We start from the raw sequence: 25,606 nt of genomic DNA, 5'->3' as shown, positions 1-25,606 counted from the left end.
AGTCATGCGCACCATGACCTCAAAGGCCGCGGAGTCGGCCAAGGTGCAGGCCGGGCCGGGGACCGCCGAGTCCCCGGCCGCCGGGCCCGCGGGTCGCCGGGGCCGCAGGAAGTCGATGGGCGTGCAGAACGTGGCCGGCTGGCTGTTCTCCACCCCCTTCCTCGTCCTCTTCCTCGTCTTCATGGCGTTCCCGATCGTCGCGACGCTGGTGATGAGCTTCACCGACTTCGGGCTGCGCAACGTCACGCACCCGCTGGACGCGAACTTCATCGGCTTCGAGAACTACGTCAACCTCTTCAGCGACGACAAGTTCCTCAAGTCGCTGTTCAACACGGCGTACTTCGTGGTGATCGGCGTGCCGCTGACGATCTTCCTCGGGCTGGTCGTCGCCGTTCTGCTGAACAATGGCATCGACCGGGCGCGGACCTTCTTCCGCGTCGGCTTCTACGCCCCGGTGGTCACGACCATCGTCGCGGTCGCCGTGGTCTGGCGGTTCGTGCTCGACCCGAGCGACGGGCTCGTCGCGGGGCTCTTCTCCGAAGTGGGCCTCACCTCGCCGGACTTCCTGGGCTCCGAGACGCTCGCCATGCCCTCGATGATCGCGATGGCGGTCTGGCGCAACCTCGGCACGGTCATGGTGCTCTTCATCGCCGGTCTGCAGGCCATTCCCACCGAAGTACGGGAAGCCGCACGGCTGGACGGCGCCGGTGTCTGGCAGGAGTTCAGGGGCATCACGGTGCCCCTGCTGCGGCCCACGCTGCTCTACGCCACGGTGATCACCACCATCGGTTACCTCAATGTCTTCGAGGAGCCGTTCGTGATGACCCAGGGCGGTCCCTCGGACTCCACGCTCACCGTCTCGCTGAACATGTACCGCGAGGGCTTCAACTTCTTCCACATGGGCTATGCGAGTGCCATGGCGTATGTCCTCTTCGTAGTGATCATGGGCATCACGGTGCTGCAGCTCCGACTGCTGAAGGACAACACGAAATGAGCGCCACCAGTGCACCGGGCGCCGTCTCGACGGCGCCGTCGAAGAAGCCCGGGGACACGCAGCCGTCGCCGGCGAAGAAGGCCCGCAACCCGAAGCGCGTCCTGGTCTACGTCCTGCTGTCGGCCGGCCTGCTGATCATGTCGGCGCCGTTCCTGTGGATGGCCCTCTCGGCCTTCAAGACACCGCAGGAACTGACGGCCAGCCCGCCCGTGTGGATCCCGACCGAGTGGACCCTGGAGAACTTCCGGGACCTGCTCGACAAGCTCGATCTGCCGCTGTACTTCATGAACTCGGTGATCGTGGCGGTGCTGGTCACCGTCTCGAACCTGGTGTTCTGCTCGATGCTCGGGTACGCCCTGGCCAAGCTGAACTTCGCCGGCCGCAACAAGATCTTCGGCCTGGTCCTCGGCGCCCTGATGGTGCCCGGCAACCTGATGCTGCTGCCGCTCTTCGTGCTGATGAGCAAGTTGCAGCTGATCGACTCGTACGCCGGTCTGGTGCTGCCGTTCGCCGCCGGGGCCTTCGGTGTCTTCCTGATGCGGCAGTTCATGCAGTCGATCCCGGACGAGCTGCTGGAAGCGGCCCGGATGGACGGCGCCGGTGAGTGGTACATCTTCTGGCGCATCGTGATGCCGCTGGTGAAGCCCGCTCTGGCGACGCTGTCGATCTTCACGTTCCTGGGGTCCTGGAACAACTTCGTCTGGCCGCTCATCGCGACCAACGACCCCGACAAGTACACCCTGCCGGTCGCGCTGGCCACCTTCGCCACCGACCCCAACAAGGCGGGCGGGTCCAACGGCATGCTGATGGCCGGTTCCCTGCTGGTCGTCCTGCCCGTCGTGGTCCTGTTCATCGCGCTCCAGCGGCACTTCACCCAGGGCATCGCGACGGCCGGCATGAAGTAGGCCGATCCGGCCCCGGGCGGGCCGGGTCGTCCCGGCCGCCCACCGAAACGTACGAGGCCGTACCCCACACCCCACCGGCCACACCCCTTTCACGCACCAGAAGGACAGTTTGCGATGACTCACACCCAGGTCCCGTTCCCCGAAGGCTTCCTGTGGGGCGCCTCCACGGCCGCCCATCAGATCGAGGGCAACAACACCAACAGCGACTGGTGGGTCAAGGAGCACGCCGCGGGCACCCACATCCAGGAGCCCAGCCTGGACGCCTGCGACAGCTACCACCGCTGGCACGAGGACATGGACACGCTGGCCGGTCTCGGCTTCACCGACTACCGGTTCTCCATCGAATGGGCGCGCATCGAGCCGGCCGAGGGCCGCTTCTCCCGCGCCGAGCTCGCCCACTACCGCCGCATGGTCGAGGGCGCCATCGAGCGCGGTCTGCGCCCCATGATCACGCTGCACCACTTCACCGTGCCGCAGTGGTTCGAGGCGCGCGGCGGCTGGACCGCCGACGGCGCGACCGAGCTCTTCGCCCGCTACGTCGCGGCCTGCGCACCGGTGATCGCCGAGGGCGTCGGCCACGTCTGCACGATCAATGAGCCGAACATGATCGCCGTGATGGCCGGCCAGGCCAAGCGGGGCGACAACAGCTTCCCGCCCGCCGGTCTGCCGACCCCCGACGACGAGACGACCCAGGCCGTCATCGCCGCGCACCACGCGGCCGTCGAGGAGGTCAGGGCGATCAACGCCGACATCCAGGTCGGCTGGACCATCGCCAACCAGGTCTACCAGGCCCTGCCCGGCGCCGAGGAGGTCACCGCGGCCTACCGTCACCCCCGCGAGGACGTCTTCATCGAGGCCGCCCGCGGCGACGACTGGATCGGCGTGCAGTCCTACACCCGGACCAAGATCGGCCCCGACGGCCCGATCCCCACGGCCGAGGGCGTCGAGCGCACCCTCACGCAGTGGGAGTACTACCCCTGTGCGGTCGGCTACGCGCTGCGCCACACCGCCGAGGTCCTGGGCAACAACATCCCGCTGATCGTGACCGAGAACGGCATCGCGACCGATGTCGACAGCCGCCGCGTCGACTACTACACCGGTGCGCTGAACGAGGTCGCCTCCGCGATCCAGGACGGCCTGAACGTCCAGGGCTACCTGGCCTGGAGCGCACTCGACAACTACGAGTGGGGCTCCTACAAGCCGACCTTCGGTCTGATCGGCTGGGACCCGGAGACCTTCGAGCGCCTGCCCAAGCCGTCCGCCGTCTGGCTGGGCGAGATGGGCCGCACGCGCGCGCTGCCGCGCATCGCCGACTGACCTCGGCTCCCCCGACCGGGAGCGGCCTGACCGCTCCCGCCCGTACGGGAACCGGCGACACCTGACGGACGCCGGTTCCCGTACCGCTCCGCCCGCGTGGACGCCGCCCACGTCCAGCCCCGCCCAGGTGCGGCGCCCACGCGGGTGCTTTGCCGCGCCACGGCGCCCGCTCGGGTGCCGTGGCGCGTTTCGGCGCCCCGCGCCCTCTTTCACGACCGACGAACACGACCGACGAACACGACCGACGAACGAAATCCGCCCACCGCCCACAGTCGGTGGCTCTTCTTCGAGGGGTTCTGATGGACCGTCGCACATTTCTCACCGCTGCGGGAACAGGGGCTGCCGCCCTGTCCCTCGGAGCCGTATCCGTGCCTTCAGCAGGTGCCGCACAGCCCGCCCGGCCCGCACATCCCGCGCCCGGCCCGGACACACCACTGCTCCTGCGCTGGTTCCGCGACACCTACCGCTCGATCGAGGCGATGACGACCGACTTCGGTCTCGCCGTCGACAAGATCGACGTCAGCGGCTCCGGCGCCCCCGTCCAGTCGCGCCAGACATCCCCCACCAACATCGGCTGCGGTCTCTGGTCGACCGTCGCCGCGGCCGGGCTCGGTGTGATCAGTGACGCCACCATGCGGCGCAGGCTGGAGCACACCGTCCGGGCCGTCGAGAAGCTGGAACGCCATCACGGCTTCTGGCTCAACTGGTACGACGCGCACGACGGTTCCGTCCTGACCCGGTGGCCCGGCACCGGCGACCCGGTGCGCCCGTTCCTCTCCTCCGTCGACAACGCCTGGCTGACCACCGGTCTGCGCATCGCCGCCGACGCCGCACCGGCCCTGCGCCCCCGCGTCGCCCGCATCCTGGCCACCGCCGACTGGTCCTACTACTACACGCCGTACGACCCGGCCGACCCCGTCGCCGGCCCCGGACAGCTGCGCGGCGGCTTCTGGCCCGACACGGAGGAGCCCACCGGGCACCACTACGGGGCGCTCAACACCGAGCCGCGCATGGCCAGTTATCTCGGCATCGCGGACGGCTCGCTGCCCTCCGACCACTACTGGCACCTGCTGCGCACGATGCTTCCCGAGCACGAGCAGGAGCAGCACCCCGGCGGCGGTTACGTCACCATGGACGGTGTACGGGTCTGGCAGGGGCACTACACCCACCGCGGCCGGAAGATCGTTCCCAGCTGGGGCGGCTCGATGTTCGAGGCCCTGATGGTGCCGCTGTTCGTGCCGGAGCCGGAGTGGTCGCCGCGGTCCTGGGGCCTCACGCACCGGCGCTACGTCCGCAGCCAGATCGAGCACGGCATGGAGGAGGCGGAGTACGGGTACTGGGGCTTCTCCCCCGCCAACATTCCCGAGGGCGGGTACCAGGAGTACGGCGTCGACGCGATCGGCATGCAGGTCGACGGATACGCCTCCAACACCGACCGTACGTACACCACGGACGGTGCGCCGCTGCCGCCCGCCTCCGCTTTCACCAATGGTGTGGTCACCCCGCACGCGTCCTTCCTCGCCCTGCCCTACGCGCCGGACGAGGCGATCGCGAACCTGCGGGCGCTCGACCGCGACTTCGGTGCCTACCACGACGGATACGGGTTCCGGGACTCCGTCAACATCGGCACCGGGCGGGTCAGCGACTATCTGCTCGCCCTCGACCAGGGCATGATCACCGCGGCACTGGCCCAGGCGATCCGCCCCGGCCTGTTGCAGCGGCCGTTCCGGACCGGCGGGTTCCAATCGAGGGTGCGTCCGCTGCTCGCCAAGGAGCGGTTCTCCCTCTGATCCGTCCTGTGGCGGCGTGCCCGGGAACAGGTCGGTTCCAGTCCTTCCGGTACGCCGCCCAGTCGCCCTCCCTCGCCGCGAAGTCGACGTGGAGCGCGACGCCGAACCGGTCCCGGCCGCGGTCCGTACGCCCCAGAGCCTGTCGGGTGCCCCGGACCGCGGCCGCGACCGTCTCCGCCGACTCGTGGTGTCCGAGGCCGTTCTCGTGGACGATCGCTCCACGGGACGCGGCCCCGCGTGGACGTACAGGTCCTTGATCCCCGCCCCCCTGATCCGGGTGGCGAACGCGGCGAGGCCGGCATAGTCCTTGCGGCCGTCGCCCCAGGCATGGCCGAGCCGGATGGCATCGCGCCCCCGGGTGCGGGTGCCGTCGCCGGGGTCACCCGCGTAGGCGAGCCGCAGGGCCGCCCCGGCGGTGACCACGGGAACCACGGTCACCAGGACGAGGCCCAGCGCGATCCGCCGCGGCCAGGTCCGCCACAGCACGCCCCGGCGGAACAGGGAGCGGAGCAAAGCCGCCCCGTTCCGTACCGCCCGGGTCATGCGCCTCATCCGTGTCCGCACGTGTCCGCACGTGTCCGCACCCCCCTGAGTGCCGTGGTGTGCTGTCGCCGTATGAACGGCGCCCCGGTTCGCGCCCCCCGGTTCCCGCGCCCGGTCGCCGGGTCGCGGGGTCGCCGGGTCGCGGGGTCGCGGGGTCGCGGGGTCGCGGCTGACTCGGGGCGGACATAGCCTCACAAAGGTGATGCCGCTCGTGAGCCGTACCCGGATTCCGATACCGGGCCGGGCCCTGCTCACCATGCTGTGGGCGGTGTGCTGGCTGGTCCTCCCCGCCGCGCCGGCGGGCGGGGCCGTGCCCGCTCCTGCCCTCGCCCCCGGGGCCCCCGGCCCGGGAACCGGGAGTTCCGGCGGGACGAGTACCGGCGACCTGATCCTGCCGGTGGTCGTCCTGGGCGTGGCCGCCGTGGCCGCCGGTTGCACGCACACCCGGCGCAGGAGGCGGGCCACGACCCGCACCACGCCCGGTGCGACCGGCTGGGGCCCGGGCTCCGCCGGACCGGACGGGCCGCGCCGGCCGCCGGTCCCGTTGCCGGAGCTCGATGCCCGGGCGAAGGAGACGCTGGTGGACACCGACGACGCGGTCCGCACCAGTGAGGAGGAACTGGGTTGTGCCGCCGCCCGGTTCGGGGAGGAGGCCGCGGCCCCGTTCGCCGAGGCCGTCGCCTGGGCCAAGGGCGAGCTGACGGCCGCGTTCCGGTTGCACCGGCAGCTGGACGACGCCTCTCCCGAGGACGACGCGACGCGGCGCCGGATACTGGACGAGGTCATCAGCCGGTGCACGGACGCCGGCACCCGCCTCGACGCCGTGTCCGAGGACTTCGGCCGGCTGCGCGCCCTGGAACGCAACGCTCCGCAGGCCCTGGCCGTGGCCGAGACCGCGTTCCGCGCCCTGGCCGGCCGCGTCACCACCGCCGGGGCCACTCTGAGCACGATGCGCGACCGGTACGCGGAGTCCGCCTCCGCGTCGGCCGGCGACGCCGTCGAACAGGCCAGGGACCGGCTCGTCTTCGCCACGTCCGCTCTCCATCGGGCCCGCCAGTCCGTGGACAGCGGGAACAACGCGGCGGCGGCGGTGTATGTACGGGCCTGTGAAGACGCGATCGACCGGGCGACCACCCTCGTCGACGCCGTGGACCGGCGGAGCCGCGAACTCGCGGAGGCGGCGGGCAGACTGCCTGCCGCCCTCACCCGGACGGACGCCGGCCTGGCCGATGCGGGCGGGCTGCTCGAAGGCGCCGGGGAAGGTGTGTCGGCGGCGGATCTGCGGGGCCGGATCGCCCGTGCGGAGTCGGTGCTCGGTGAGGTGCGGGAGGAGATGCGGGCCGGTCCGTACGACCCCATCGACGCATTGCGCAGGGTCGAGGAGGCGGCCGCGGCACTCGGCGCGACACCGGCCGGCGCCCGCGAACAGGAACAGGGCGATCGGCGGGCCCGCTGACGGAACCGAAGTCCGGCCCGGTTCGAGCAGGTGGACGGCCTGGTCGACAATGCCGAGGCCGAGGCCCGGCTCGCCGCCCTGAAGGCAGCCTCGTGGCCTAAGGGCTGTCCCGTAATCCCTGGCGGGCGCACGACGACAGCTACGGCACCTCGCCGCGTTGTCGGAACGTCCGAATACATCCAGTATGCGGACGTCCCTCCGCCTTGCGATGCACCGCATCTGACGCCGCGCGCTGATCCACCAGGGATTACGGGACAGCCCTTAGGGCCTTTCCTTTGGATCACGCCGGGCTCGCGGGGTCCGGCCTGATCCAAAGGAAAGGCCCCGGACTCCCGAGCCCTCCCGCTCAGAACATGCTCAGCAGCTGCTCGACCGTGCGCTCGGCGGCCGGCTCCCCGTCGGGCAGCGCCAGTTCGAACCAGACCGTCTTGCCCCGCGGGGTCCGCCTGGACCCCCAGGCCGCACTGAGCAGCCCGACGAGCTGCAGCCCGCGCCCGCCCTCGTCGGTGTCGCGCGCCCGCCGTCGCCGCGGCTGGACGAAACCCGCGTCCCACACCTCGCAGACGAGCGTACGGTCGCGCAGCAGCCTGAGCCGGATCTCGCCCTCCCCGTACCGCAGGGCGTTGGTGACCAGTTCACTGACGAGCAGCTCGGTGGTGTCCACCAGCTCGTCGAGCCCCCAGGCGATCAGCTGACCACGGGCCAGTTCGCGCGCGCGGCCGACGGAGCGGGGTTCCCGGGGCAGCCGCCAGTCCCCGACGGCGTCCACCGGCAGCCCCCGGATGCGGGCCATGAGCAAGGCGATGTCGTCCTCGCCGTGCCGGGTGTCGAGGGTGGTCAGCACATGGTCGCAGACGTCTTCGAGCGGCCGTTCCGGTTCGACGAGCGCGCCACGCAGGGCGTCCAGCCCTTCGTCGAGCGGATGGTCGCGGGACTCGACAAGGCCGTCCGTGTAGAGGGCGAGCAGGGCGCCCTCCTTCAGCTCGACCTCGACCTCCTCGAAGGGCTCGCCTCCGACGCCGAGCGGCATCCCGGGCGGGACATCGAGCAGCATGGCCGGTTGGCCGGGTTCGACCGCGGCCGGGGGGAGATGGCCGGCGTTGGCGAAGGTGCACCGCCGGGTGACCGGGTCGTAGACCGCGTACACGCAGGTCGCCAGGTACACCTCGGAGAGATCCGCCTCACGGGACCTGTGGGCGGCCCGCGAGGGCCACTGGGCGCCGCCGCCGGAGGAGGAGGCGGTGGTGCCGCCGGGCGTGCCGAGCCCGCGGGCGACCTCGTCGAGCGCGGAGAGCACCTCGGCGGGTTCCAGGTCCAGCAGGGCCAGGGTCCGTACGGCGGTGCGCAGTTCGCCCATGGCGACGGCGGCGCGCAGTCCGCGGCCCATGACGTCGCCGACGACGAGGGCGGTGCGGTGGCCGGGGAGTTCGATCACGTCGAACCAGTCGCCGCCCACCTCGGTGGCCGTGTTGCCGGGGAGGTAGCGACAGGCGATGTCGAGACCGGCGGCGACGGGGTCGCCGGGCGGCAGCAGGCTGCGCTGGAGGATCAGCGCGCGCTCGTGCTCGCGCCGGTAGAGGCGGGCGTTGTCGATGCAGACCGCGGCCCGGGCGGCGAGTTCGGTGGCCAGTGCGCGGTCCCGCTCGCCGAAGGGTTCGCTGCCCTTGGTGCGGGAGAACTGGACGAGGCCGACCACCGTGTCGTGGGCGACCATCGGTACGGCGAGCGTGGACTGGACGAAGCCCAGGTCGTCGCCGGGCACGTCCTCGACATGACCGGTGCGCAGCGCGATGGCACAGGGCGAGTTGTACGAGAAGCGGTGTACGGCGCCGAGGGCGGGGGAGCCGGTGCCCGCGTCGGGGTCGGCGGCGGGCAGGGCGTCCGACACCGCGCTGGCGAGGGCGACGCGGCGCAGTTCGGCGGAGCCGCCGACGGACTCCTGACGGAGCGAGTCCCAGCGGCCGGGCGGCGCGTCGTCCCCGGTGAGCAGCCCCTGGTAGAGGTCGACGGAGGCGAGGTCGCAGAAGCCGGGCACGGCGACGTCGAGGAGTTCGCGGGCGGTGGTCTCCAGATCGAGGGAGTTGCCGATCCGCGCACTGGCCTCGTTGAGCAGCGCGAGATTGCGGCGGGCGCTGGCGGCCTCGCGGGCGGCGATGTGCCGTCGGGTCACGTCAGTGGCCAGTCCGGCGATGCCGATGGGGCGGCCCGACCGGCTGTGCACGCGGTACAGGTTCATCGACCAGTGGCGGCTCTCGGTGTCACCCGGCGCGGTGCCGACGAGCTGGAGGTCGGTGGCGGACGCGCCGGTCTCCAGGACGCGTTCCAGGGTGGCGGTGAGCCGGTCCGCCTCGGGGCGGGAGAGATAGTCGTCGACCGTGCGCCCGCGGTGGTCGGCGGCCCGGCCGCCGAAGACGGTGGCGAAGCGCTGGTTGGCGCGGATGACCGTGAGGTCCGTGCCGAACAGCACGAAACCGAAAGGAGATTGGCCGAATATCGCCTGTGATGCGGCGAGGTCCGTCTCGATGTGGCGCAGCGCGCGGACGTCCACGACGATGCAGAGCGCAGCCCGTTCCCCGGTCTCCGACTCACTCGGCATCACATAGATCTCGGCGAGCCCGTGCACCGGGTCATCGCCCGGTATCCGGAAGGGGACGAGGCCCGTCCATTCCTTGCCGTCGAGGATCTCGCCGATCCGGCGCCGGCCGTTCGTGCGCAGTTCGGCGGGCATGAAGGCCTCGACCGGATCCAGACCCACCGCTTTGTCCGCGGCAATGCCGAAGAGGCCGGCGGCCCGGCGGCTCCACTGCTCGATCAGGCCATCGGGGCCGATCGAGAAGGAGGCGACCCTGATGTAGTCGTAGATCGAGCCAGGCGGGCTGCTCTGCCACACGACGCCGCCCGCTGTCCCAGGTATTTCGCTCACGCGACCGTCCCCTCCAGCTCACACACCGGACCGGTCCTGCCCGCAGTATTCAGCACTACGGCCCCGACCGACACGGCGTTCACGATCACAGCACGGTCTCAGTCCCTTTCGGCCAGGTCCGTCCGGCCCACGGCCCGACCTCGGTGATCGCTGTGCTTCCCACCCCACTCCTAACCAGGCAAAGCCAGCTCGAACCACACCGCCTTGCCGGTCTTTCCACGTCTTGTCCCCCAGCGGCGCGCGGAACGGGCCACCAACTGCAGCCCTCTGCCGCCCTCGTCGTCGGGTCCCGCCTTGCGTTCGGTGGGCGGATCCGGAAGCGGATCGGAAACTTCCACGAGCAGCCCGGGGTGCGCGGCGGGGCCGTCACCATTGGGATGAGGGCGCTGCAACCGTACCCCGATGGGGCCCGAGGTGTACTGCATGGAATTGGTGACCAGTTCGCTGACCAGCAGAACCGCCACCTCCCCCACGGCATCGTCGAGCCCCCAGCCACGCAGCGCCTCATGGACGGCGTGCCGCGCGGAGCGCACCGCGCCGGGAACAGCCGGAAAGGTCCACTCGGCGCAGTCGCCTTCGCTGTCGATCACGCCGACCACTTCCCAAGACCAGCAACGGAGGACGTCCTGTTTTACGGGGTTAACCAGCACATACCCGATATTCAGGGCGAACTACCGCCACGATCGACACGTGGGGCGTACGGGTGTATGACCGCGCGCACGAACAGGTGTACACAGAAAGAGGGGCGCACAAGGCTGTGGGTGCGCGCCGCAGGAATCCACACCGGCAGCGCTCGGCGCCCGAGGGGCGCACCGTCGGCGGAGACACGGACCAGCAGACTCCGGCCGACGCGAGACGCGGCCCGGCAACCAGCAAAAACCCGTCGGCAGGCACGCGACAGGCCAGCAGACCTCGGCGGACCCCGCCGGGCGGGGCGTACCGCCCGACCGGCCCGCACCGCCTCAGCGAGGCACGCCGTCCGGCAGACGACGCATCGCCTCCGCGACCGCGGGCAGGTCCTGATCCAGCCAGTCGACCGTGTCGCTCTCGCCGGGCCCGATCCAGCGCAGCTCGTCATGGTCCTGGAGCGGTGCGGGCACCCCGGACACCAGACGGGCCGTCCACACCCGGAGCACGTACCCGGGTTTCAGCGGCCACTCACCCGGGATGCGCTCCAGCGGCTCCGTCTCCACACCGAGTTCCTCGCGGAGTTCCCGTACGAGCGCCTGCTCGCCGCTCTCCCCCGGCTCCAGCTTCCCGCCCGGCAGCTCCCACCGGCCGGCCAGCTCGGGCGGGGAGCTGCGGCGGGCGGCCAGCAGGCGGCCCCGGTCGTAGACGGCTCCGGCCACCACCACGCGATCATCCATGGGGCGGAGCGTAACTCCCCCGCGCCACCCCCGCGGCCGCCCTCAGGGCCGGGTGCGCTGCCCGCTGCGCTCCACCCAGTAGAGCCGCTCACGGCCATGGGTATCGAGCTTGTCGGCGATCTTCTGGGCCTCGCTCCGCGTGGCATACCTGCCGACGCGGTAGCGATTGCCGTTGCCGTCCTCTCTGATCACCAGCCACGGGAGCTCGGCACCACTGTCGGTCATCGCGCCCCTCCCGAGCATTGCGCCCCTCCCTCGAACGGCATGTACGTCTCTAAGGATCCCCAGGAAACCGTAGTACGCATATGCCAGACCCTACGCCTGACCTTTACTCAACGGATAAGTAATTACACAAAGAGATACCGATCCGGCCAAAGAAGAGGGGGCGCACCCGGCCGGATGCGCCCCCTCAGGAGCGGGACATGACAAGCCATGACAGTCGGCGATCACCCGTCCGTCATGGCACCCGGCAGGGCATCGGCCTGCCGTCACCGGCACCGGGCAGCGCCCCTCGCGTACCGGTCACCGGACCGGAAGGTGGTAGGCGATCCGGAAGCGATCGGCGGGCACCACCACGTCCGCCGTCTCGACCGGGCGACCCGACGCGTAATACGTCCGCTCGATCACCATCACCACGTGCCCCGGAACGCCGCCGAGCGCCAGGAGCTCCTCCGCCAGCCCCGGGCGCGCACCGACCTGCTCGGCCACGTTGTCCACGACGACGTCGATCGCGGCCATCCGCTCGACCACTCCGCAGCCGCCCAGCGGCCCCTCCTCCGGCAGCATCACGGGCGTACGCCCCGTCACGGCGAGCGGCTCCCAGGAAGTCGAGAGCATCGTCGACTCCCCCGCCTCCCGGAAGGTGTATCTCGTACACATCACCCGGTCACCCGGTTCGATACCGAGGCGCTCGGCGATCTCGCCGCTCGCATCCTCCTGCTCGCTGCGGGACTCCCATGTCCCGCGCACCCCCTCCGCCGTCTGCTCCTGACGGAACAAACTCGCCCCGGCGCCGGACCGGTAGCCGGAGCGAGCGATCCGGCGCGGGACCGGGCGCTCGCGCACATACGTACCGGACCCGGAACGCCCCTCGACCAGCCCCTCGGCCATCAGCACCTTGCGCGCCTCCAGCGCGACGGTGTCCGAGACTCCGTACACCTCGCGGATGCGCGCCTGCGAGGGCAGGCGCGTACGCGGCGGCAGCGAGCCGTTGACGATCTTCTCTCTCAGATCGCTTGCAACACGCAGATATGCGGGCTGCTCACCGAAAGTCACAGGCCACTCCCAACAGGTTGACAGTCTGCAACAGACTGACAACCGTCGGTTGATATCCGCAAGCCCAGGCCACAGTTTCACCCGATGTGATGATTCGCCCTCACCTCCGCATGGCCCCCCGGCCGGCCGGCGCGGGGGCCGCACCCCTCGTCCGCGGGCCCTCCCGCCCCCGTACGCCGAACCGGCGACGGCGCCCGTCACGGGGCCCGTCACCTGCGCGCCGTGGCCGCGGCCACCTGCCTGACATGCTGTCGGGCATGGTCATGTATCTCTGCCCGCGGGACGGCGCCCGTGCCCCCACCACCGCCCTCACCTGGTGCTGCCCGGTCTGCCGCGGCCCCTGGGACCTCGACTTCGAGGTCACCGGGCCGCTCTCGCTCGATGCCCTGGCCGGCCGGGTCAATTCACTGTGGCGTTACGAAGAGGCGCTGCCGCTCGCCGCGCCCACGACCACGCTCGGCGAGGGCCGCACCCCGCTCGTCCCGCTCACCGGCACGGTGTCGGCCAAGCTCGACTTCCTGATGCCGACGCTCTCCTTCAAGGACCGGGGCGCCGTGATGCTCGCCGAACTGGCCCGCCGTCTCTCGCCGGAGCGCGTCATCGCGGACAGCAGCGGCAACGCGGGCACGGCCGTCGCCGCGTACTGCGCCCGGGCCTCGCTCCCCTGCACGGTCTACGTCCCCGAGGGCACGTCACCGAAGAAGACCGAGCAGATCCGGGCCCACGGCGCCCGCCTGGAGATCGTCCCCGGCGACCGCGAGGCCACCGCCCTGGCCGCCCGTACCGCCGCCGGCACCCCCGGCACCTTCTACGCCTCGCATGTCTTCAACCCCTACTTCCTGCACGGCACGAAGACCTACGTGTACGAGCTGTGGGAGGACCTCGGCGGCCGTCTCCCGGACGCCATCGCCGTGCCGGTCGGCAACGGCACCCTTCTTCTCGGCGCCGCCCTGGCCACCGCCGAACTCCACTCCCAGGGACTGATCGACCGGCGCCCGGCGCTGATCGCCGTACAGGCCGAGGCCGTGTCACCGCTGGCCGCCGCCTTCCACGCGGACGCCGATGAACTGCTCGACGCCCCGGCCGGCACGGCCGCCCCCACGCTCGCCGAGGGCATCGCCATCCCCCGCCCGCCGCGCGGCCGGGCCATTCTGGCCGCCGTGCGGGAATCGGGCGGCACCTTCCTCACGGTGACCGAGGATCAGATCCGTACGGCACAGCTGGACCTGGCCGCCCGCGGGTTCTATGTGGAAACGACGGGCGTCGCCTGCTGGGCCGCGGTCGGTGGCTGGACGGACCGGAGCGTCGTCGTCCCGCTGTGCGGCGCGGGCCTCAAAACGGGACTCGCCGGCTGACGGCCGGCCGGTGGGTCCGTCGGCCGTTCACCCGGGCGCCGCGCGCCGCGCACCGCCGCTCGGCGCTCACCTCCCTACCTTCGTACGGTGAGCCTCTCGCGCGTCTGTCTCCTCACGTCCCTGACATCCCTGCTCGCGGGCGCCCTGATCGCCCCGCCGCCGTCCCTCTCCTACGCGGCCGCTCCCCGCCCGCCCACATCCACTTCCTGCGGCCGGGACACCGACCCCACCTGGGCGCCGGCCTCCACCCGGTTCGGCGAAGCCGGCGGATACACCCCCTATGCCGGAAACGGATATCTGGCCCACCGCGTGCCCGCCACGGGTGCCGGATACGCTGCGCCGGGCGGGAAGACCGGCTGGCCGCTGTTCACTCCGCGCTACGACGGTGCCTTCGTCTCCGGCCTGTTCGGGCGCGACAAGAACCTCGCCGACGGCCGCGAGGTGGTCGCCGCATTGCCGAGCTGGACGACCCTGGAGGTACGCGTCGGCAAGGAGACCTTCGACTCCGACACGCCCCCGGGCCGGATCTCGCACTACCGCCAGACGGTGTTCCTCCGCTGCGGTCTGGTGCGCACGTCCCTGCGCTGGACCACGGCCGACGGGCGCGCGACCGACCTGACGTACGAGGTGCTGACCGACCGGTCCGATGTGCACACCGGCGCCGTACGGCTGCGCATGACACCGCACTGGAACGGTGCGGCGACCGTCACCGGCCGCCTCGACCCCCGGGGCGCGCGCCGGATCACTCCGAACGCCGACGGAACTTTCCGCACCCAGGGCACCGGGACGACGGGCGCGATCGTCCAGACCCTGCGCACCGGCGGACCGGAACCGGCACGCGGCACGGGCCGGGCGGGCACCACACACCCGGCCCGCCCCGCGTCCCCGGCGCGCACCGCACCCCGCCTGCGCACCACGGCCCAGGTACGTGCCGGGCGCACGTACACCTTCGAGAAGTACGTCGGAGTCGACACCTCGCTCACCTCGTCCGCCCCGCGCACCACCGCCCGCGAGGCGTCCCGGCGCGCGGCCCGGCGCGGCTGGTCCGGAGTTCTCGACGCGAACGCCGCCGCCTGGCGGCGGGCCTGGGCGGCCGATGTCCTTGTGCCGGGCAGTCCCGAGCTGCAGAAGTGGCTGAGGTCCGCGCAGTACGGCCTGCTCGCCTCCACCCGGACCGGGTCCCTCGACAGCATCGCCCCGACCGGACTGACCAGCGACAACTACGCGGGCTTGGTGTTCTGGGACGCCGAAATCTGGATGTACCCGGGGCTGCTCGTCACCCGCCCCGAGCTGGCCCGTTCGGTCGTCGAGTACCGCTACCGCACCCGCGGGGCCGCCCGCGCCAACGCCCGGAAGCTTGGATTCCAGGGCCTGTTCTACCCATGGACGAGCGCGAGCAGGGGCGATCTGTGGTCCGAGTGCCAGAGCTGGGACCCGCCGCACTGCCTCACCCAGAACCACCTCCAGGGCGATGTGTCGCTGGCCGTCTGGCAGTACTACCTGGCGACCGGGGACCGCGCGTGGCTGGCCGGGCACGGGTGGCCGCTGCTCCGGGGGATCGCCGACTTCTGGGTCTCGCGGGCGACCGCGAACGACGACGGCAGCTACTCGGTGCGGGACGTCGCGGGCCCCGACGAGTACAGCAACGGCGTCACCGACGGGGTCTTCACCAACGCGGTGGCGGCCACCGCCCTGCGCAACGCCACCCGGGCGGCACAGCTGCTCGGCCATCCGGCACCGGCCGCGTGGACGCGGGTCGCGGACGGTCTGCGCATCCCGTACGACCCGAAGCGGAAGCTCTTCCTCCAGTACGCGGGCTACCAGGGCTCGACAATCAAACAGGCCGACGCGGTGCTGCTGATCTACCCGCTCGAATGGCCGATGGAGGCGGGCGCCCGGGCGGCCACGCTCGACTACTACGCCGAGCGCACCGATCCGGACGGCCCGGCGATGACGGACTCGGTCCATGCGATCGACGCGGCCACGATCGGCGAGGCCGGCTGTGCCACGTACACCTATCTCCAGCGGGCCGTACGCCCGTTCATGCGCGGCCCGTACGCCCTGTTCAGTGAGGCCCGGGGCGCGAAAGCGGGTGCACAGGACCCGCTGTCGGGCTCGCCCGCCCAGGACTTCCTCACCGGGAAGGGCGGATTTCTCCAGGTCTTCACGCACGGTCTGACGGGTCTTCGGCTGCGGGAGGACGGGGTGCGCCTCGATCCGCTGCTGCCGCCGCAGCTGGGAAAGGGCGTCACGCTGACGGGGCTGCGCTACCGGGGCCGTGCGTACGACATCGCGATCGGACCCCTGACGACGACGGTCCGGCTGACCTCCGGTGCCCCCTTCACCGTCCACACCCCCACCGGCCCCCGCCTCCTCACCGGCACACTCGCCCTCGCCACCCGCCGCCCCGACCTCGCCCGGACGACGAACGCCGCCCGCTGCCGCCCGGTGACGGCGACCTCCGAGACCCCCGGCCTGTACGCCGCCGCGGCGGTGGACGGCAGTGCGGCCACGACCTGGTCCCCGGACGGCGCGACGGGCGCGCTGACGGTGGACCTGGGCCGCGCTGCCCCGGTGACCTCGGTCGAGCCGGAGTGGACGGACGCACGCTCCTTCTCGTACCGCCTGGAGGCGTCCCTGAACGGCACCGACTGGCAGCCCTACAGGCCGGGGACGACGGCCCGCCGGGTGCGGCTGACGGTCGATTCGGCGGACCCGAAGAAACCGGTGGGCGTACGGGAGTTGAGGATCACGCAGCCGTAGGGAGACCACCCGCCCGGGTGTTTCCGCGCCCTTCGGAGGACGCCGCCTCCTCCACGCCCTGCCACCGGAGGAGGCGGCACGGCCGCGGGCGTTCCTGCCCACGTGGCCGGGCCGTGCGGAGCCGCCGCACGGACAGGCCGGCGCGGTGATCCCCGGACCCGGCCGCTCAGCCCTGCGGCTGGAAGTAGCGGGCCCCCTTCTCGATCAGGTGGGAGGCGTAGGCCCGCCCCAGGGCCGGCTTCCCCCGGTACATGCCCACGTAGCCCTGCGCACTGTCGACGACGACCAGCCGCGCGAAGCAGGCGAACCGATTGCGCTGCTTCTCCTCCGCCCACGCCATGGCGGCCGGGTCGATCCGGTCGCTGACCAGTACGGGGAAGGACGCGACACCGGTCTGCATCCCGACGGGCAGGCCGCCCTTGTTCTTCTTGGCGTACGCGAGCACCTGAGTGGTGAACGTGTCGATGACCGGCACGGCGACCTCGGGCACGGCGGCGGCCACGGTGAACAGATGCAGGTTGGTGGCCGGGATCGGGGCCGTACTCGTCCGGGCCGCCGACCGCCTCGGCGAACCCGGGTACCTCGTCCTCGCGGAGCAGACGGCACGCACCTGCGCCGCACTGGCACCACGCATGCCGCTGGTCACCCAGTGCTGCGGCCTGTCCGGAGTCGGCGATCTGCTGGTGGACGTCGCCGAGGCGTCCGGATCCGAGGAGTTCTGGGACGCCGCCGAGACCGTCGCGATGATCATCCTGAGCCGCAGTGACGGCCCCCGGTCCCGTCCCGCGTTCCCGAACGCCGAACTGACCGGATCGAGCGCCACTTGGGCCGGTGGCTCCGCCGGAGTGCTTGCCTTCTTCAGGCGACTGCACGACCGGGGCGGACGGCGGCTCGGCCTCATCGACTGACCGGTTCCGGGGCGATGCCGTGACGCGTCACCGGCCGACCGGTCACGCGACCGGAACCCACACCCGTGTCCCGGCCCGGACGCCGCCGCCTACGAGTGGGCGGCTGCCGCGTCGTCCGTACGATCGACAACGGCGAGCCGGTGGTGCGGGCCGTATCCATCGGGCATCGCTCCATCGTCGACGACACCTGATCCCGCGTCATGAACACGTGCGGTCGGCCGGAATTCGCCGGAGGCAGCGGCACCACTGTCCGGGCCGACCGGGCCGGGTTGTCAGCGGCGGCTGCTTTCATGACGCCATGAGCACTGTGCACGAGACCGCCGCCCTCCTCCCCGGTCCCGCAGAACTCCGCGCCCATCTGCGCGCGTTGGCCATTCTGGACGCCACGATCGGCGACGATCCACGGTTCTGCTGCTACACCTTCGACACCGCCTGGGGCCCCGGTGTGGAAGCAGCCCTGATGAAGAACGGCGCGGGGGACGACTTCTCGGTCCTCTTCACCCCGGCCGGCGTGCTCATACGCGGCTTCGACCACGAGTCGGAGATGAGCCCCTACGAGACGGACGACGAACAGGTCTGGCCGGGTGTCATCGACGACGTGCCCGCCGCGCTGCGCCCGCTCCTGGACGAACCCGCCTTCCGCGACGAGGGCATCGACGCCCCCCGTGTCACCGCCTGCCTGTGGCGGGAGACCGGCGACACCACCTGGCGCACCGGCTCAGCCATCGCCTTCCCCTCCGGCAACGAGGAACCGGACGGCTCCGGCTTCCTCTTCCACCTCCTCGCCGACCGCTCCCCCGAGGCCGTCCAGGAGCACTTCGAGGGCTACTACGAGCGCCCCGTCCCTCTCGACGCCATCCGCCACGTCCTCGCCGGACACCCCCTCACCCCTGCGATCGCCGGGGCCCTCAACCCGGCCGCCCTCTCGGACGACGCGCTCCTCCGCAGGATCGCCGCGCATTCCGAGGCCGCCTCCTACCTGGCCTGCGACGGCGAGTTCGACCTGGCCCGCACCGACCCGATCGAGTCCATCGCCCTGCCCAACGGCCTCCCGGTGGAGCCCGTCGCCGGCTGCAACGCGGGCGGCACCCACTATCTCTGCGGTCCCGCCTTCCCCGGCGGCCCCCGCCCCGTCCTCTACACCGACTCCGAGGGCCGGGCCTCCCTCATAGCCGAGTCTCTCGCCGAGGCCCTGACTCTCGCCATCGTCCTCCCGTCCTGGCACGACGCCCTGGGGGGGCTTCCGCCCCCCGGCTCTCAACTCCGACTACCTCCAGGACCACCCGGACCACCCCGCGGTCCGCAACCGTCTCCTCACCGCCCTGGGACTCCCCGCGGCCACTGAACGGGAAGTCCTGGACCGCCTCCTCGCCACCGCCGCCCGCACCGTCCCCGACGGATTCCTCCCGCACGGCCCCGATGAGGAGGACTCCTCCTTCGAGCCGATGCTCGAACCGTCTGCCGAGTAGAGCCGACCCCACCCGCCCGGGTCAGCGCTTCGCCGTGCGACGCCGGGGGCGTGAGGCAGGCCGGTCCTGATCGCCGCCGGGCAGCCCACAACGCCGCCACCTGCGGAAACACAGGCGCATCCCAGCACCATCCCAGCACGGGATGCGCGACAAAGCACGAGAAGGCTCAAAACCGCCAACGCTACACAGCAACGCCGGTAAGGGGCCGAGGTCTCACCGACTCCCGTGCCTCGCCTGCCAACCTCCACTCGCGACACTAACGTGAGCGTTACTAACATAGATGTCAGCTGTCACCCACGGTGACGAGTCGCAGACCCGACATCCCGATCGCCGCGACCTGCGGAGACATACCCTCCCGGGGTCGCATCCAGCACAGATCCAGCACGGCGACGTGTACCCGGCACACCAGCGCAGCCATGAGCCATTGTGTACACATGGGACACTCGGTACCCTTGGGTGCATGACGCAGCCACTGCCCATAGAGTCCATTCGCGATGTCCGGGCACACCTCGCCGAGGTCGTGGAGCGGGCCGACCGGGACGACGTACCCACCGTGATCACCCGACGCGGCAAGCAAGTCGCCGCCGTTGTCTCCATCGAGGTGCTGCGCAAGTACCAGGAGTGGGAAGAGCGCGAGATCAACCGGATCATCGACGAGCGCATGGCCAACCCGGCACCTGGCATCCCGATCGAGGACATCATGAGGGAGACGCTGGCGCGCAGTGAGTGAGTACCGCACCGTCTTCCGGCCCGAGGCTCAGGCCGAGCTGCGCAAGGTCCCGCGAGACATGGCCCTCCGCATTCTGGCCAAGCTGACCGGGCTGGAGACCGACCCGCTGGGGTTCAACACCACAGCTCTCGTCTCCCAGCCCGACCGTCGCCGCCTACGGGTGGGCGACTATCGCATGATCTACACGATCGACAACGGCGAGCTGGTGGTGTGGGTCGTACACGCCGGACATCGCTCCACGACCTACGGCGCCTGAAGGCTCGTGACGTCAAGTCGGAATATCCAGCACCGCCCCAGCACGGGGTCGACGAAGGGGTGGGGCTCTCGGGAGCCCAACCCCTTCTGACCAGCATGTTTACCACGTCAGCGACGTGGTGTTATTTCATCCGCTCAGACGTTGAAGCGGAACTCCACCACGTCGCCGTCCTGCATCACGTAGTCCTTGCCCTCCATGCGGGCCTTGCCCTTGGCGCGGGCCTCGGCGACCGAGCCGGTTTCGACCAGGTCCTCGAAGGAGACGATCTCCGCCTTGATGAAGCCCTTCTGGAAGTCGGTGTGGATGACACCGGCCGCCTCGGGGGCCGTGGCGCCCTTCTTGATCGTCCAGGCCCGGGCTTCCTTCGGGCCTGCGGTGAGGTAGGTCTGCAGGCCCAGGGTGTCGAAGCCGACGCGGCCGAGGGTGGCGAGGCCGGGCTCTTCCTGGCCCATGGACTGGAGGAGTTCGAGGGCCTCGTCGTCGGCGAGCTCGATCAGCTCGGACTCGATCTTGGCGTTGAGGAAGATGGCCTCGGCGGGGGCGACCAGGGCGCGCTGCTCGTTCTTGAAGTCCTCGTCGACCAGTTCGTCCTCGTCGACGTTGAAGACGTAGAGGAAGGGCTTGGTGGTGAGCAGGTGCAGCTCGTGGAGGAGCTTGCCCTTCTCCGTGCCCGCGGTGATACCCGCGGCGAAGAGGGTCTGGCCGGACTCCAGGATCTTCTGGGCCTCCTCGACCGCGGCGAGGACCGCGACCTTGTCCTTCTGGAGGCGGGACTCCTTCGTGAGGCGCGGGACGGCCTTCTCGACGGACTGGAGGTCGGCGAGGATCAGCTCGGTGTTGATCGTCTCGATGTCGTCCTTGGGCGAGACCTTGCCGTCGACGTGGACGACGTTCTCGTCCTTGAAGGCGCGGATGACCTGGCAGATCGCGTCGGACTCGCGGATGTTCGCGAGGAACTTGTTGCCCAGGCCCTCGCCCTCCGAAGCGCCTCGGACGATGCCTGCGATGTCGACGAAGTCGACCGTCGCGGGGAGCAGTCGCTGCGAGCCGAAGATCTCGGCCAGCTTGTTCAGGCGGGCGTCCGGGACGCCGACGACGCCCACGTTCGGCTCGATCGTGGCGAACGGGTAGTTGGCCGCCAGCACGTCGTTCTTGGTCAGGGCGTTGAACAGGGTCGACTTGCCGACATTCGGCAGGCCGACGATTCCGATCGTGAGCGACACGTTGGCGACTTCCTGAGGAGTGAGGAGGTGAGAGGAGGAGCGAGAAGGAGTGAGAAGGAGGGCGGACATGCGTGGGGCCGGGTGGGCCGAACCTCCAGTTTACGGGCGGGGGCAACCGGGCAGCCACGGGTCCGGTCGGGTGCCGGTTCCGTTGCCGTTCGGCCGTGTGGCATCGAACTCATCCCCAAGGTCACCCAAAGCGCGTGTCCCGCACCTGTTTCCTCCCGCCCGGCGACCTACGTTGTCCCGGTGGAGCAGCACAGGACACGTCCCCCGCAGCGCAGGCAGTCTCAGCAGGCCCCGCTGTCCCCGCAGAGCACCATCGACGAAGCCGCCGCCGTCTACCGAGTGATGGACGCGCAGCCGGAGGGCCGGTCCCGGCCGGTGCCGCCCGCCGTTCTCGCACTGCGCAGGCTGCCGAATCCCCGGCTGACCGGCATCGGTGCGGGGCTCTTCGCCGCCGCCTCCATGTTTGTACTGGCATGCCTCGACGAACTTCTGTTCGACGGCTCGTCGGCCGTGTTCGGTGTGCTGTTCCTGCCGGTCAGCGCGCTGACCGCGCTGTGGGTGCGGCCCGCGGACCTGGTCACCGCCCCAATCATCGTGCCGATCGCGTTCGCCGTCGGGGTCATCCCGATCTCCGGCGGCACCAGCGGTTTCGCGGGCCAGACCATGGCGCTCGTCACCGCGCTCGCCGTACATGCCGGGTGGCTGTACGGCGGGACGCTCGTCGCCGGGCTCATCACGACCGTGCGGAAGGTACGGCTCATGCGGCAGCGGCAACGTCAGCGCCGGATGCTGCTCGCTGCCGAGACGGCCCGCGCCGCACAGCCGCCCCGTCGCCCCCAGCGCTGACCGGGGCGGGGGCAGGGGCGGGGCGCGCCGCCCCTGTCCTGTCCGCCGCCGCCCCTGTTCTGTCCGCCGCCGCCATCGCCCATGTCCTGCCCGGCGCCATCGCCTACGTCTGGTCCGCCGCCGCCATCGCCGCTCCCACGATGCCCGCGTTGTTCTGCAGTTCCGCCGGCACCATCTCGGCCCGCACGTGCTCGATCAGCGGCAGGAACTTGTCGGCCTTGCGGCTGACTCCGCCGCCGATGATGAAGAGTTCGGGCGAGAACAGCATCTCCACATGGGCCAGGTACCCCTGCACCCGGTGCGCCCAGTGGTGCCAGCTCAGCTCCTCGTCCTCCTTGGCCTTGGTGGAGGCGTGCTGCTCCGCGTCGTGGCCATTCAGCTCCAGGTGGCCCAGCTCGGTGTTGGGGACGAGCTTGCCGTCGATGAAGAGGGCGCTGCCGATCCCCGTACCGAGCGTCAGCACGATCACGGTCCCGTTGCGGCCGCGCCCGGCACCGAACGCCATCTCCGCGATGCCCGCCGCGTCCGCGTCGTTCAGAACGGTGACGGGGAGGCCGAGCCTGTCCCCGAGCAGTCCGCGGGCGTCCGTATCGATCCAGGACTTGTCGACATTGGCAGCGGTACGGGTGCAGCCACCGGTGACGACGCCGGGGAAGGTGATGCCCACCGGGCCCGACCAGCCGAAGTGACCGACCACCTCGGCCACGCACCCGGCGACGTCCTCGGGCGTGGCCGGGTGCGGTGTCAGTACTTTGTGGCGCTCCTGCGCCAGGTCTCCGCGGTCCAGGTCCACGGGAGCGCCCTTGATCCCGGATCCGCCGATGTCCACGCCGAAGATCTGCATGAAACCCACGGTACGGGCAGGTGGCCCGGCCCACTTCCCGGAGCGGGAAGCCGCCGTCCCGCGGCCGTCACTTCGCCATGAGCCCCGCGGCCTCGGCACGCAGGTCGCGGCGGAGCTCCTTGGGAAGTGAGAACGTGATGGATTCCTCGGCCGCCTTGACGATCTCCACGTCCTCGAAACCGCGCTCCGAGAGCCACGCCAGGACGCCGTCGACCAGGACCTCGGGGACGGACGCGCCCGAGGTGACGCCGACCGTGGAGACACCCTCCAGCCAGGCCTCGTCGATCTCGTCGGCGAAGTCGACCAAATGGGCGTCGCCGGCGCCGGCGCCGAGGGCGACCTCGACCAGGCGGACCGAGTTGGAGGAGTTCTTGGAGCCGACGACGATCACGAGGTCGGCGTCCGTGCCCATCTGCTTCACGGCGATCTGGCGGTTCTGCGTGGCATAGCAGATGTCGTCGCTGGGCGGCGAGACCAGGAGCGGGAACTTCTCCTTGAGCGCGCCGACCGTCTCCATCGTCTCGTCGACGGAGAGCGTGGTCTGGGAGAGCCAGACGACCTTCGACGGGTCGCGCACCTCGACGCCCGCGACATCCTCGGGGCCGTCGACCAGCGTGATGTGCTCGGGGGCCTCGCCGGAGGTACCGATGACCTCCTCGTGGCCCTCGTGGCCGATCAGGAGGATGTCGAAGTCCTCCTGCGCGAAGCGGACGGCTTCCTTGTGGACCTTGGTGACCAGGGGGCAGGTCGCGTCGATCGTGGCGAGCTTCCGCTCGGCCGCCTCCTGGTGCACGGTCGGTGCGACGCCGTGCGCGGAGAACATCACGATCGAGCCCTCGGGGACCTCCGCCGTCTCCTCGACAAAGATCGCGCCCTTCTTCTCCAGGGTCTGTACGACGTACTTGTTGTGGACGATCTCGTGGCGCACGTACACCGGGGAGCCGTACTGCTCCAGGGCTTTCTCCACGGCGATCACGGCACGGTCCACGCCCGCGCAGTAGCCACGGGGAGCGGCGAGCAGGACGCGGCGGGGTGTCGTAGCAGTCATGCGTCCCATCGTAAGGCCGCGCCGAACGCGCGGAAGATCGGCGGGGTCGCGAGACTGATCCGTACGCGATCGACGGAGGGCTCATGTCGGGGACGGGCAGCGGCAACGGGGGCAGCGGCGGGGGCACGGGGGTGAGGGGGGCGCACCAGGAGGAGGGCAGACTGCGGCGGACGCTCGGCTTCCGGGATCTGGTGGTCTACGGGCTCCTCTTCATCGCGCCGATGGCGCCCGTCGGCGTATTCGGCGCCCTCGACGCGAAATCGGGTGGTGCGGTCGCGCTGGTCTATGTCGCGGCGACCGTCGTGATGGCGTTCACGGCCTTCAGTTACGCCCAGATGGTGCGCGTCGCCCCGCTGGCCGGCTCGGTCTTCGCTTACGCGCGCAAGGGGCTCGGGGAGGGGCCGGGGTTCATCGCCGGGTGGATGGCGATGCTCGACTACCTGCTGATCCCGGCGGTCGCCTATCTCTTCTCCGGCATCGCGCTCAACGCGCTCGTGCCGTCGGTGTCGCAGTGGGTGTGGACGGCGCTGGCGGTCGTCGTCACCACGCTCCTCAATCTCCGGGGTGTGCGGGCCGCCGCCCGCGTCGGCTTCGCCGTGCTCGCGATGGAGATCGTGGTGCTGCTGGTGTTCCTGGTGTCGGCGGTGGTGGTTCTCGTACGGGACGGGGCACAGCGCGGCTGGCTGACTCCGTTCACCGGTGATTCCGGCTTCTCCGTGTCGGCGGTGCTGGGGGCGGTGTCGGTGGCGGTGCTGTCGTATCTGGGCTTCGACGCGATCGCCTCATTCGCGGAGGAGGTGACGGGGGGCTCGTCGAAGGTGGCACGGGCGGTGCTGTTCTGTCTGGTGCTCGCGGGTGCGCTGTTCGTGGCGCAGGGGTATCTGGCAGCGCTGCTGGAACCGATGACGTCGGCGGAGCTGGCCGCCGATCCGGCCGCGCAGGGGTCGGCGTTCTACTACACGGTGGACTCCGCGGTCGGGACCTGGCTGCACGATCTGGTGGCGGTCAGCAAGGCGATCGGGGCGGCTTTCGCGGCGCTGGCCGGGCAGGCTGCCGCGGGGCGGCTGCTGTTCGCGATGGCCAGGGAGCGACGGCTGCCCCCGCTGCTCGCCAAGGTCGATCCGCGGTCCGGGGTGCCGCGGCTCGCGATCCTGCTGGCCGCGGTGGTGACGCTGGTGGCGGCGGTGTGGGCGGCCCGGCGCGCCGACGGTCTGGACCGTCTGGTCTCGGTCGTCGACGTGGGTGCGCTGACGGCGTTCGTGCTGCTGCACGCGTCGGTGGTCGGCTGGTTCGCGGTACGCCGGATGGAGGGGCCGCCGAGCTGGTGGCGCCATGTGCTGGTGCCGGTGGTGGGCACGGGCGTGCTGATCGCGGTGATCGCGGAGGCGACCACGAGCGCTCAGGTGGTGGGGGTGTGCTGGCTGGGGGTGGGGCTGGTGGTGCTCGCGTTGCAGCGGGGTCGGCGCAGGGCCTGAGGCGGGAGAGCCGGAGCGCGGGGTGGCTCCCGGTCGCGGGGGCCGGTGGCTGGGGGGTGGTCGGTCGTGAAGACCGGTGGGGATAGCCGATCGACGTGGCCCGTCGCGGA

Annotated in this window: 23 protein-coding genes and 1 pseudogene; 14 read left to right on the top strand and 10 right to left on the bottom strand. The window is 71.0% G+C overall.

Features of this window, described 5'->3' with window-relative positions; all coding sequences use genetic code 11:
* Positions 1 to 4 precede the first annotated feature (4 nt).
* The 5 genes and pseudogenes from ACF08M_RS19775 to ACF08M_RS19755 all read left to right on the top strand — a co-directional run.
* Positions 5 to 994, top strand: coding sequence for a carbohydrate ABC transporter permease (locus ACF08M_RS19775; protein ID WP_392186532.1), 990 nt, complete (start codon positions 5 to 7; stop codon positions 992 to 994).
* On the top strand, positions 991 to 1,899 hold the full coding sequence (locus ACF08M_RS19770) for a carbohydrate ABC transporter permease (protein WP_392186531.1): 909 nt from the start codon (positions 991 to 993) through the stop codon (positions 1,897 to 1,899). Before ACF08M_RS19775 ends, ACF08M_RS19770 begins: the two co-directional genes overlap by 4 nt.
* A gap of 114 nt (positions 1,900 to 2,013) precedes the next feature.
* The gene (locus ACF08M_RS19765) at positions 2,014 to 3,216 is read left to right on the top strand and encodes a glycoside hydrolase family 1 protein (RefSeq protein ID WP_392186530.1); all 1,203 of its coding nucleotides are present in this window, start codon (positions 2,014 to 2,016) and stop codon (positions 3,214 to 3,216) included.
* 299 nt (positions 3,217 to 3,515) lie between these two features.
* Positions 3,516 to 5,006, top strand: coding sequence for a glucoamylase family protein (locus ACF08M_RS19760; RefSeq protein WP_392186529.1), 1,491 nt, complete (start codon positions 3,516 to 3,518; stop codon positions 5,004 to 5,006).
* 745 nt (positions 5,007 to 5,751) lie between these two features.
* Positions 5,752 to 7,002: pseudogene (locus ACF08M_RS19755) on the top strand (TPM domain-containing protein); the annotation flags it as partial.
* A 349-nt stretch (positions 7,003 to 7,351) separates the two neighbouring features.
* Here ACF08M_RS19755 and ACF08M_RS19750 read toward each other — a convergent pair.
* The 5 genes from ACF08M_RS19750 to ACF08M_RS19730 all read right to left on the bottom strand — a co-directional run bounded on the left by ACF08M_RS19750 (position 7,352) and on the right by ACF08M_RS19730 (position 12,570).
* On the bottom strand, positions 7,352 to 9,895 hold the full coding sequence (locus tag ACF08M_RS19750; protein WP_392186562.1) for a SpoIIE family protein phosphatase: 2,544 nt from the start codon (positions 9,893 to 9,895) through the stop codon (positions 7,352 to 7,354).
* 203 nt (positions 9,896 to 10,098) lie between these two features.
* Positions 10,099 to 10,527, bottom strand: a complete 429-nt coding sequence (locus ACF08M_RS19745) for an ATP-binding protein (RefSeq protein ID WP_392186561.1) — start codon at positions 10,525 to 10,527, stop codon at positions 10,099 to 10,101.
* A gap of 363 nt (positions 10,528 to 10,890) precedes the next feature.
* Positions 10,891 to 11,295, bottom strand: coding sequence for a (deoxy)nucleoside triphosphate pyrophosphohydrolase (locus tag ACF08M_RS19740; RefSeq protein ID WP_392186528.1), 405 nt, complete (start codon positions 11,293 to 11,295; stop codon positions 10,891 to 10,893).
* Between the two features lie 42 nt (positions 11,296 to 11,337).
* Complete coding sequence (locus tag ACF08M_RS19735) at positions 11,338 to 11,520, bottom strand: SPOR domain-containing protein (RefSeq protein WP_392186527.1); 183 nt, start codon at positions 11,518 to 11,520, stop codon at positions 11,338 to 11,340.
* Between the two features lie 297 nt (positions 11,521 to 11,817).
* Positions 11,818 to 12,570 (bottom strand): GntR family transcriptional regulator, encoded by a 753-nt coding sequence (locus ACF08M_RS19730; protein ID WP_392186526.1) that lies wholly within the window; start codon positions 12,568 to 12,570, stop codon positions 11,818 to 11,820.
* A gap of 257 nt (positions 12,571 to 12,827) precedes the next feature.
* Between ACF08M_RS19730 and ACF08M_RS19725 the strand changes: the two genes are divergently transcribed.
* Together ACF08M_RS19725 and ACF08M_RS19720 are read left to right on the top strand one after the other, a co-directional pair.
* Entirely contained in the window at positions 12,828 to 13,925 is a 1,098-nt protein-coding gene (locus ACF08M_RS19725) for a threonine synthase (RefSeq protein WP_392186525.1), read from the top strand.
* Positions 13,926 to 14,012: 87 nt separating this feature from the next.
* Positions 14,013 to 16,688, top strand: a complete 2,676-nt coding sequence (locus tag ACF08M_RS19720; protein ID WP_392186524.1) for a discoidin domain-containing protein — start codon at positions 14,013 to 14,015, stop codon at positions 16,686 to 16,688.
* A 166-nt stretch (positions 16,689 to 16,854) separates the two neighbouring features.
* Here ACF08M_RS19720 and ACF08M_RS19715 read toward each other — a convergent pair whose 3' ends face one another.
* Complete coding sequence (locus ACF08M_RS19715; protein WP_392186523.1) at positions 16,855 to 17,190, bottom strand: hypothetical protein; 336 nt, start codon at positions 17,188 to 17,190, stop codon at positions 16,855 to 16,857.
* A 19-nt stretch (positions 17,191 to 17,209) separates the two neighbouring features.
* Between ACF08M_RS19715 and ACF08M_RS19710 the strand changes: the two genes are divergently transcribed.
* From ACF08M_RS19710 to ACF08M_RS19700, 3 genes are all read left to right on the top strand, one after another.
* Entirely contained in the window at positions 17,210 to 17,596 is a 387-nt protein-coding gene (locus tag ACF08M_RS19710) for a hypothetical protein (protein ID WP_392186522.1), read from the top strand.
* A gap of 65 nt (positions 17,597 to 17,661) precedes the next feature.
* Positions 17,662 to 17,787, top strand: a complete 126-nt coding sequence (locus ACF08M_RS19705; protein WP_392186521.1) for a type II toxin-antitoxin system RelE/ParE family toxin — start codon at positions 17,662 to 17,664, stop codon at positions 17,785 to 17,787.
* Positions 17,788 to 17,894: 107 nt separating this feature from the next.
* Entirely contained in the window at positions 17,895 to 18,941 is a 1,047-nt protein-coding gene (locus tag ACF08M_RS19700; RefSeq protein ID WP_392186520.1) for a hypothetical protein, read from the top strand.
* A gap of 407 nt (positions 18,942 to 19,348) precedes the next feature.
* Here ACF08M_RS19700 and ACF08M_RS19695 read toward each other — a convergent pair whose 3' ends face one another.
* Positions 19,349 to 19,483 (bottom strand): hypothetical protein, encoded by a 135-nt coding sequence (locus ACF08M_RS19695; RefSeq protein WP_392186519.1) that lies wholly within the window; start codon positions 19,481 to 19,483, stop codon positions 19,349 to 19,351.
* 42 nt (positions 19,484 to 19,525) lie between these two features.
* On the opposite strand from ACF08M_RS19695, the gene ACF08M_RS19690 reads away from it, so the two are divergent.
* Entirely contained in the window at positions 19,526 to 19,795 is a 270-nt protein-coding gene (locus ACF08M_RS19690; RefSeq protein ID WP_100828042.1) for a type II toxin-antitoxin system Phd/YefM family antitoxin, read from the top strand.
* Entirely contained in the window at positions 19,788 to 20,051 is a 264-nt protein-coding gene (locus tag ACF08M_RS19685) for a type II toxin-antitoxin system RelE/ParE family toxin (protein WP_392186518.1), read from the top strand. Before ACF08M_RS19690 ends, ACF08M_RS19685 begins: the two co-directional genes overlap by 8 nt.
* Before the next feature lie 134 nt (positions 20,052 to 20,185).
* Here the strand turns inward: ACF08M_RS19685 and ychF are convergent, their stop codons facing one another.
* Positions 20,186 to 21,274: a redox-regulated ATPase YchF gene (gene ychF, locus ACF08M_RS19680; RefSeq protein ID WP_392186517.1), complete on the bottom strand. Its 1,089-nt coding sequence runs from the start codon at positions 21,272 to 21,274 to the stop codon at positions 20,186 to 20,188.
* A gap of 249 nt (positions 21,275 to 21,523) precedes the next feature.
* Between ychF and ACF08M_RS19675 the strand changes: the two genes are divergently transcribed.
* Positions 21,524 to 22,129, top strand: coding sequence for a DUF6542 domain-containing protein (locus ACF08M_RS19675; protein ID WP_392186516.1), 606 nt, complete (start codon positions 21,524 to 21,526; stop codon positions 22,127 to 22,129).
* A 103-nt stretch (positions 22,130 to 22,232) separates the two neighbouring features.
* On the opposite strand, the gene ppgK is transcribed toward ACF08M_RS19675, so the two are convergent.
* A complete protein-coding gene (ppgK, locus tag ACF08M_RS19670; RefSeq protein WP_392186515.1) occupies positions 22,233 to 22,973 on the bottom strand; it encodes a polyphosphate--glucose phosphotransferase in 741 nt (246 codons plus the stop codon).
* Positions 22,974 to 23,040: 67 nt separating this feature from the next.
* Positions 23,041 to 24,030 (bottom strand): 4-hydroxy-3-methylbut-2-enyl diphosphate reductase, encoded by a 990-nt coding sequence (locus ACF08M_RS19665; RefSeq protein WP_392186514.1) that lies wholly within the window; start codon positions 24,028 to 24,030, stop codon positions 23,041 to 23,043.
* Positions 24,031 to 24,104: 74 nt separating this feature from the next.
* On the opposite strand from ACF08M_RS19665, the gene ACF08M_RS19660 reads away from it, so the two are divergent.
* On the top strand, positions 24,105 to 25,496 hold the full coding sequence (locus tag ACF08M_RS19660) for an APC family permease (protein ID WP_392186513.1): 1,392 nt from the start codon (positions 24,105 to 24,107) through the stop codon (positions 25,494 to 25,496).
* The last annotated feature ends 110 nt before the right edge of the window (positions 25,497 to 25,606 follow it).

This window comes from Streptomyces sp. NPDC015032 (assembly GCF_043080425.1).
In the GTDB taxonomy this organism is placed as follows: domain Bacteria; phylum Actinomycetota; class Actinomycetes; order Streptomycetales; family Streptomycetaceae; genus Streptomyces.
Note: the sequence above shows the minus strand (reverse complement) of the source record. Positions and strands in the feature narration are given on the sequence as shown.